We start from the raw sequence: 4,883 nt of genomic DNA, 5'->3' as shown, positions 1-4,883 counted from the left end.
AGTTTTAATGGGGAAAGTTATGAACAAATGGTCAGGCGGAAAAATCAATCCAATGATTGGTGCTGCAGGAGTATCTGCTGTCCCAATGGCTGCGCGTGTCGTTCAAAAAGAAGGAGTTAAAGCAAATCCAACTAATTTCTTATTGATGCATGCTATGGGACCCAATGTCGCAGGAGTGATCGGTTCTGCAATAGCGGCTGGAGTATTATTATCTTTTTTGAATTAGCAATATATCATTTAATAAGATGACGAGCGAAAATTATTTTTGATATCTACTTGAAACTCCGCTATACTTTTCTAAAGAGTTTAAATAAAAGTAAAGGTGTGGAAAAGATGGAGCTATCAAGAGAGACAGCAACTGAACGCATTGCTTTATTAGAAAAGGAATATCAGCAGTATCTTGAAAAACCTATGAATTTAACGATTACAAGAGGAGTGCCTAGTAAAGAGCAATTGGCTTTATCTGAACCAATGCTCGGTTTATTAAACCAACCAGAAGATTTTATCAGTAATGGTACCATTGATATTCGTAATTATGGCGAATTAACTGGGATTTATGAAGCAAAAAAATTATTTTCTGAACTATTGGGGGCAGAAATAGAAGAAACACTGATCGGCGGGAACTCTAGCTTAAGCTTAATGTATTTGGTGCTGGCAACTAAATTTTTTATGGGGGAGCACCCTTGGAAAACAGAAAAAAAAGTAAAATTTCTTTGTCCTAGTCCTGGATATGATCGTCATTTTTCAATGACTGAACATTTAGGTATAGAAATGATTCCAATAGAAATGGATGAAAACGGACCTGATATGGATGAAGTAGAACGATTAGCAGCCAATGATTCAGCTGTGAAAGGAATCTGGTGTGTTCCAACCTATAGCAATCCGACAGGTATAACGTATTCTGATGAAGTGGTTGATCGACTAGCGATAATGACAACCAAAGCACCGGATTTTGCCATCCTATGGGACAACGCTTATCTAGTGCATCATTTAACAGATGTGCATAAAACAGCAAAAAATATATTGACCACTTGTAAAACGGTTGGAAATGCAGACCGAGTTTGGATGTTTTGTTCGACTTCTAAAATAACGTTCCCAGGAGCGGGTGTTTCAGCATTAGCCGCTTCAAAAGAAAATATTGCTTTAATTGCTAATGAGCTATCCTACCAAACAATTGGATACGATAAATTAAACCAAATGCGGCATGTAAAATTTTTACAAGATCCTGATCAAGTAGCCGTTCATATGGCCAAACACGCTGCAATACTAAAACCAAAATTTGATTTGATCAAGGAAAAACTGCATGAACGTTTTGATGGCAAATCATTAGTAGAATGGACAGAACCTGCTGGCGGTTATTTTGTGCACCTGACGACATTAGAAGGCTGTGCCACGAAGATAGTGGAAGCTTTGGATAAAATCGGAGTAAAAGTAACGACAGCTGGAGCAACGTATCCCTATGGAAAAAACCCGAAAGACAACAGTATCCGTTTAGCTCCGACATCTGTCGAATTACCTAACTTGAGTCAGGCAATGGATGCAATTGGTCTGTGTATTGAATTAATCAGCTTAGAAAAAAAATATTTATAAACTTGAATTGAATAGAAAAATTAGGAAGAGATGCCACTTTTTATTAGTAAAGGTTGCATCTCTTTTTAATTGTACGTATAATCGAAAATAGATTAAAAAATGATAAGAGTAGAAGGAGACGTTTATGGAAATTATTAAACTAATTGGAATTTTGATCATTATAGTAGGTTTTCTTTTAAAATTTGATACCATTGCGGTTGTTTTAATTGCAGCTTTGGTTACTGCTTTAGTCTCAGGAATTTCATTTACAGATTTTTTAGCTTTATTAGGAGATGCTTTTGTTTCTAACCGGCTGGTAACCTTATTTTTGCTGACTTTACCGATGATTGGATTAATAGAAAGATTTGGGTTGCGGCAACAATCCGTTAGACTGATTGAGAAAATGAAAGGATTGACCCCTGGTCGCTTCTTGTCTATCTATATGGTCATTCGTGAATTAGCTGGAGTCTTTTCTATCCGAATCCAAGGACATACACAATTTATTCGGCCACTGGTTGAACCGATGACTCAAGCAGCAGCTGAGGCAAAATATGGTGAACTCGACGAGGAAGACATTGAACGGCTGAAAGCACGTTCTGCTGCAACAGAAAATTACGGTAACTTTTTTGCTCAAAATACTTTTATTGCAGCAGCTGGTGTTTTATTGATTGCAGGTACACTGAAATCTTTAGGATATGATGTGTCAGAAGTTGCAATTGTCCAAGCTTCTATTCCAATTGCTTTAATTGCACTGGTTATGGTTGCAGGATCAAATATTTTATTCGATCGTAAATTGCAACGAAAGTATGGAAAGAAAACCAATCTGCCGGCACAAAAGGAGGAAAAGTAACCAATGGAAACTCTTATAACAAATTTATTAGAATTTTTCTTTATTGTGATTGGTTTATTGTTGATGTACACGGCTAGTAAAGTTTTTAGCGATAGCAACCACCCAACACGTTTAGGTACAGCATTATTTTGGCTATTATTAGGTATCGTATTTGCGTTTGGCAACTTTATACCGGCAATGATTAATGGAGCATTGATTCTAGTGATGGGTGTATTAACCTTATTCAAACAAGTTCGTTTAGGAGAAGTCAAAACAGTGAACGAAGATGAAGCTTTAAAAGCTAGTGAACGCTTAGGGAATACCATTTTTATTCCTGTGATTGCTTTAGCAGTTGTGGCAGTTCTGGTTGCACAATTTACTCCTCTTGGAGGACAAGTCGGAATTGGGATTGGATCCGTTGCTTCTTTAGTCATTGCCGTTTTTCTAACCAGATCGAACCCAAAAATGGTTTTAGATGAAGGCGATCGGATGATCCAACAAGTCGGCACGACAGGCATCTTGCCACAATTATTAGCAGCACTGGGTGTTATTTTTACAGCAGCTGGTGTTGGAGATGTTATTGCAAGTGGAATTTCAACTTTTATACCCGAAGGCAATCGTTTATTAGGTGTTATCGCCTATGTGTTAGGCATGGTTATTTTTACAATGATCATGGGAAATGGCTTTGCGGCTTTTACAGTGATCACAGCGGGTATTGGGCTGCCTTTTGTTATGGCTCAAGGAGGAGATCCTGTTATCGCAGGTGCTTTAGCTTTAACTGCTGGTTTTTGTGGAACATTGATTACACCAATGGCTGCTAACTTTAACGCGTTACCAGCTGCATTATTAGAAATGAAGAATCCAAATGGTGTGATCAAAGAACAAGCACCCTTTGCTATCGTAATGATTATGGTTCATATTGTGTTAATGTACTTCTGGGCATTTTAAAAGAAGCACACTTAAGTAAAAACAGACATTAAATAAGAATGGTTAGTTTTGCTATATTAAAAAAATATGGTAAATTTCATAAAGCAGGAAACAATTGAAAGGAGTTTGACAATAAATGAAAATATTAGTAACGGGTTTTGATCCATTTGGCGGAGAAAAAATCAATCCAGCTCTTGAAGCGGTTAAAGGTTTAGAAGACACCATCAAAGGTGCAGAAATTAAAAAGTTAGAAATTCCAACAGTATTTGGTAAAGCAGCTGAAGTTGTGAAATCAGCCATTGAAGAATTTCATCCAGATGTTGTTTTAAATGTGGGACAAGCAGGAGGACGTTTTGCACTTACTCCTGAACGTGTGGCCATCAACGTGGATGATGCTCGTATCCCGGATAATGAAGGAAATCAGCCGATTGATGCAGCAATTCAAGAGCAAGGGGATGCAGCTTATTTTACTCAATTGCCTGTTAAAGCAATGGTAACAGCAATCAAATCAGCAGGTCTGCCTGGAGCTGTTTCCAATACAGCAGGAACATTTGTCTGCAATCATATTATGTACCAAGTACAGTATTTAATTGCTACGTCATATCCCGAGATTAAAGGTGGATTTATTCATGTGCCGTTTATTCCTGAACAAGTAGTCGACAAAGCGGGGCAACCGTTTATGAACTTGTCTGATATGACAAAAGGATTAACCGCAGCGATAGAAGCAATCGTCGCTTTTGATGGCAAAGAAGACTTAAAAGAAGTAGGAGGAGCGATTCATTAAGATGCAAGCAGAAGTTTTCCGACCAGTTTTTGTTTATGGCAGTTTAAAAACTGGTGAATTCAATTATAAACGTTATTTAGATGGCAAAGTGCTCACCGTTGAACCAAAGCGTGCCCGTATCAAAGGCAAACTGTATGATATGCCGTATAAAGGGTATCCTGCTCTTGAGGTTGATGAGCTTAGTCCAGTTTGGGTATATGGCGAAGTAGTTGAACTGTTGGATTACGAGACAACGTTATCTCAATTAGATGGATTAGAAGGTTACTATGGAGTAGATCATCCGGCTAATTAATATGAACGCAGTATCAAGACTGTCGAGGTTTGGCAGGAGCAGACTCAAGAATTTATTGCTCAGAAAGCTTTTGTTTATCTTTATCGTGTAGAAAATGATGCTCGCTTCCCTGAACAAGCTGAAGCAGTAAAAGATGGGATTTGGCGGCCAAGCGTAACAAGCAATCATGCTGAATAAATAAATAAACGATTCTTCTGACAAAAAGTATTTTTTATTTATTAGAGCAGAAAAGAATTTAAAGTTAGCAGTAAGTTGTTTTGTAATAATGAAAAAGCAAGAAACTTTGCTACTATCAGCTGATACACTTAAAATAGAAAAGTACTTCCTTATTGCGTATTCACAACGCTCAATAAGGAAGTACTTTTTTGTGCAGTAAGTTTATTTTTCTTTAGTTCCATCTTTTTTATAAATAATCACTTTAGTGTCTTTATTGTCAGCAATTTCTTTGGCACGTGAAACAGCTTCTGTTTTTTTATCATAAG

At 37.3% G+C, this 4,883-nt stretch carries 7 protein-coding genes; 6 read left to right on the top strand and 1 reads right to left on the bottom strand.

Annotated elements, in window-relative coordinates:
• The 6 genes from RT405_RS10995 to RT405_RS10970 form a co-directional block, all read left to right on the top strand.
• Positions 1-226: sodium ion-translocating decarboxylase subunit beta (locus RT405_RS10995; protein WP_313469675.1), on the top strand; the 226-nt coding region annotated here is incomplete at its 5' end.
• A 107-nt stretch (positions 227-333) separates the two neighbouring features.
• Complete coding sequence (locus RT405_RS10990) at positions 334-1,590, top strand: aminotransferase class I/II-fold pyridoxal phosphate-dependent enzyme (RefSeq protein ID WP_313469673.1); 1,257 nt, start codon at positions 334-336, stop codon at positions 1,588-1,590.
• A 124-nt stretch (positions 1,591-1,714) separates the two neighbouring features.
• A complete protein-coding gene (locus RT405_RS10985; RefSeq protein ID WP_313469672.1) occupies positions 1,715-2,419 on the top strand; it encodes a DUF969 domain-containing protein in 705 nt (234 codons plus the stop codon).
• Between the two features lie 3 nt (positions 2,420-2,422).
• Positions 2,423-3,346, top strand: coding sequence for a DUF979 domain-containing protein (locus tag RT405_RS10980; protein WP_313469671.1), 924 nt, complete (start codon positions 2,423-2,425; stop codon positions 3,344-3,346).
• Positions 3,347-3,461: 115 nt separating this feature from the next.
• The gene (gene pcp / locus RT405_RS10975) at positions 3,462-4,109 is read left to right on the top strand and encodes a pyroglutamyl-peptidase I (RefSeq protein ID WP_313469670.1); all 648 of its coding nucleotides are present in this window, start codon (positions 3,462-3,464) and stop codon (positions 4,107-4,109) included.
• Between the two features lies 1 nt (position 4,110).
• Entirely contained in the window at positions 4,111-4,401 is a 291-nt protein-coding gene (locus tag RT405_RS10970; protein WP_313469669.1) for a gamma-glutamylcyclotransferase family protein, read from the top strand.
• 378 nt (positions 4,402-4,779) lie between these two features.
• Here RT405_RS10970 and RT405_RS10965 read toward each other — a convergent pair.
• Positions 4,780-4,883 (bottom strand): DUF2188 domain-containing protein (locus tag RT405_RS10965; RefSeq protein WP_313469688.1); only part of this gene is annotated, 104 nt, incomplete at its 5' end.

It is taken from the genome of Carnobacterium sp. (assembly GCF_032094055.1).
Lineage (GTDB): Bacteria > Bacillota > Bacilli > Lactobacillales > Carnobacteriaceae > Carnobacterium_A.
The sequence above is the reverse complement of the archived record's forward strand: the minus strand, read 5'-3'. Positions and strand labels throughout refer to the sequence as shown.

Coding starts and splice junctions, on each gene's coding strand:
- RT405_RS10990 (WP_313469673.1), top strand. CDS start 334: ATGGAGCTATCAAGAGAGACAGCAACTGAACGCATTGCTTTATTAGAA.
- RT405_RS10985 (WP_313469672.1), top strand. CDS start 1,715: ATGGAAATTATTAAACTAATTGGAATTTTGATCATTATAGTAGGTTTT.
- RT405_RS10980 (WP_313469671.1), top strand. CDS start 2,423: ATGGAAACTCTTATAACAAATTTATTAGAATTTTTCTTTATTGTGATT.
- pcp (WP_313469670.1), top strand. CDS start 3,462: ATGAAAATATTAGTAACGGGTTTTGATCCATTTGGCGGAGAAAAAATC.
- RT405_RS10970 (WP_313469669.1), top strand. CDS start 4,111: ATGCAAGCAGAAGTTTTCCGACCAGTTTTTGTTTATGGCAGTTTAAAA.